The sequence below is a fragment of the Microbacterium sp. genome (genome assembly GCF_031178445.1).
In the GTDB taxonomy this organism is placed as follows: domain Bacteria; phylum Actinomycetota; class Actinomycetes; order Actinomycetales; family Microbacteriaceae; genus Microbacterium.
The window spans coordinates 1-2,664 of the sequence record NZ_JAPSIY010000026.1; the positions used below are offsets into that span (position 1 = coordinate 1).

Annotated in this window: 5 protein-coding genes; all 5 read left to right on the forward strand. The window is 67.5% G+C overall.

The window, feature by feature from the left end; translation table 11 throughout:
* Positions 1–695: glycohydrolase toxin TNT-related protein (locus RIN43_RS16170; protein WP_309129950.1), on the forward strand; the 695-nt coding region annotated here is incomplete at its 5' end.
* Positions 692–985: a hypothetical protein gene (locus RIN43_RS16175; protein ID WP_309129951.1), complete on the forward strand. Its 294-nt coding sequence runs from the start codon at positions 692–694 to the stop codon at positions 983–985. The genes RIN43_RS16170 and RIN43_RS16175, both read left to right, overlap by 4 nt.
* A gap of 122 nt (positions 986–1,107) precedes the next feature.
* Entirely contained in the window at positions 1,108–1,251 is a 144-nt protein-coding gene (locus RIN43_RS16180; RefSeq protein ID WP_309129952.1) for a hypothetical protein, read from the forward strand.
* A 111-nt stretch (positions 1,252–1,362) separates the two neighbouring features.
* A complete protein-coding gene (locus tag RIN43_RS16185) occupies positions 1,363–2,019 on the forward strand; it encodes a hypothetical protein (RefSeq protein ID WP_309129953.1) in 657 nt (218 codons plus the stop codon).
* Positions 2,020–2,056: 37 nt separating this feature from the next.
* Positions 2,057–2,434 carry a hypothetical protein gene (locus tag RIN43_RS16190; RefSeq protein WP_309129954.1) on the forward strand — a complete coding sequence of 126 codons (378 nt, stop codon included), beginning with the start codon at positions 2,057–2,059 and terminating at the stop codon, positions 2,432–2,434.
* The last annotated feature ends 230 nt before the right edge of the window (positions 2,435–2,664 follow it).

Consider the following 2,664-nt stretch of genomic DNA (forward strand, 5'->3'; position numbering starts at 1 on the left):
AGTTCAAGCCGATCTTCGACAGCCTGTCTGAGGCGGCGTTGCGGGGTGCGCGGCATGCGGATGCGAAGTTGCCGCAGTTGGCCCGCAATCACAGTGATCAGCTGGATGACTGGGTCAAGAAGATCCGGGGCGAGGACCGCTTCGACGGCAAACCGGACACCCCCACGAAGCCCGATCCGCACAAGCCGCAGGACGGGACGCTCATCCCGCGTCCGGAGTGTCTGGACGCCAATGGTGACATCGACTGGAGCAAGGCTCCGAACGACGGCTTCACGCACGACGCCGCCGGGAATCCGATCAAGACCGACCACGTGCCGGCGGCGGGTGACCGCTTCGACCGGTTCGGTGATCCGGGAGGCCGGTTCGTCTCGCCGATCCCGGAGGACGGACCCTTCTCGTACGGCAGTCGCTCGCTGCCTTATCACGAGAATCCGAACGCGTATCACCAGTACGAGTGGCGTCACTCGCCCGCCGATGTCGAGTCGGTCTACAACCAGCTCGACGACCAGACGCGGCAGGCCGTCGACGACGTGCTCGAGAAGTACGACCTCGAGCTCAGCGACCTGTCGCACGTCACACGCGGCGAGGCGGCAGCGATCCCGTCGTGGGGCACCCCCGGTGGAGCGACCCAGGATCTGCTTCCGGTGAGCGTCGACCTGCTCGATAAGATGGGCATGATCAGGGAGGTCCGGTGATGGACATCAACGAGCTGAGGCGCATCGTCGAAGAGGAGAAGCTCGACTCTCCCGTGATCTACGGCGAGGGCCGACTGCACGACGACGCGGTGGTGCTCGATCGTGACGGCGATCAGTGGGCCGTCTATCTCGTCAACGAGCGCGCGAGCATGATCGAGTCGACGCTGAAGAAGTTCGACAGCGAATCCGACGCGGTCGAGCACGTCCTGAAAAAGCTGCGCCAGGTGGCGAAGGCCCGTCGCTCTCTCGCGGCCATCTCCGCCCGAGGGTCCGACTCCTCGCAGGGCTGAGGGCGGGCTGGAAGGGCCGGTCGCCCTTCCCGAAGAGTGACGCCGACGCCGCCAACTCGTCGGCGACCGAAAGTGAACCCGAGACGCTGCTGACGCGCGTCACGGGCATCGTGTCCGAATGCATGGCGGTCGAGATCGACTGGTCGTCGAGCACCCTCGCGGAGGCGGGTCGTCACGCGCAGCGTGAGATGGCCGCGCGACACCCCGAACTGGGAGCTGATGCGCTCGAGGCGCTCTCCTGGGCCTTCACGTACAGCACGCGCTGATGCCAGACGAGGAGCTGACGCGATGAGGATGGGCAGCACCGCCCGGGGTGTGGTGCCCATCGCCGGCGCGGGACGGCACCCGTAGGGTCGTGCCACGGAGGGGAGCAGTCAGTGGGCACGTTCAAGCCGATCTTCGAGAGCCTGTCCGAGGCGGCGCTTCGCGGTGCGCGTCACGCGGACGTGAAGCTGCCGCAGCTGGCGCGCAACCACAGCGATCAGCTCGATGACTGGATCACGCGCATCCGTGACGAGGACCGCTTCGACGGCAGGCCCGACCTCGCGGACCGTCCGGATGCGCACGCTCCGGATGGGGCGGTGTCCCGGGGCTGGCTGAAGAACCGGCGGCTGCGCAGGGGGAGCCGGACGGATGGAGGGTGGCACTTCCTCCCCGAGAAGGATCGCGCCGCAGCGGGTGACGTGCCCGCGTATCCCGGTGAGTACGTCCTGGACCTGCACGGCGCACCGCACGCGGTACAGGGTGGCGACGGCTCGATGATGGATGCCGCCGAATTCGCCGAGCATCTGCAGAAGCACACCGACTGGGACGGGAAGTCGCCCATCCGTCTCTTCTCGTGCGACACCGGCTCCGCGCCGGACGGCTTCGCGCAGCAGCTCGCTGACCGCCTGGGTGTCGATGTCACCGCGCCCACGAAGCCGGTCTGGTCGACGGCTGGCGGCTCGCCGTTCGTCACAGACATCGATCCCATCACCGGTGCACCGGTCTGGCCGCCGAACGGCGCCTGGGTAAGATTCGAGCCGAACGGCTGACGCCGTTGCGGACTCGGCAGAGGAATGGTGAGAGCGAATGGTCAAGCAGGTTTCCGTCTTCCAGCCCGGTCCCATCAACACGGCCGCGGGCGAGCGGCCGCTGCTGAACGAGGAGCGGCTCTCCGAGGAGGAGAGGTCGCTGGTGGGCGCGTACCTGGAGGGCGGCGCCGTGGTGATGCACACCACAGCCCGCGGCATGGACATCCTCCGCGATGACGAGCGCGTCATCCCCCTGACGATCCGGACAGACGGCGAGTACGTCTGGACGGGTCCGGTGACCTACTACGTGCAGACCTACGGCGTCGCCCCCGACCCGGACTTCCTCGCGCACGTACGTGCGCGCGACTACGAGATCCGCGTGCCGGACGAGGCCGAGATCCAGGCGGCCGGCCAGGTCTTCGCGCCCGGACGCTGACTCCACCCGCTCGCGATCGCGGGCCCCATGGGCAGCCCTGCCCCGCGGCGGGGTGCCCATGGTCACTCCTGCGCGCCGACCGTACAGTCGGGCGTGGAGGTGGCGCCGTGGGGATGATGTTGCCGAATGAGCTTGTCTGGGTGATGGAGAAGCTTGGTTTCGAGTGGCCGGATATCGATGAGGACGAGGTGCGTAAGGGTGCGGTTCTGCTGCGCAATTACGGGTCGGAT

Excerpts from the sequence above, each read along its gene's own strand:
- RIN43_RS16180 (WP_309129952.1), top strand. The coding sequence starts at position 1,108 with ATGGCGGTCGAGATCGACTGGTCGTCGAGCACCCTCGCGGAGGCGGGT.
- RIN43_RS16190 (WP_309129954.1), top strand. The coding sequence starts at position 2,057 with ATGGTCAAGCAGGTTTCCGTCTTCCAGCCCGGTCCCATCAACACGGCC.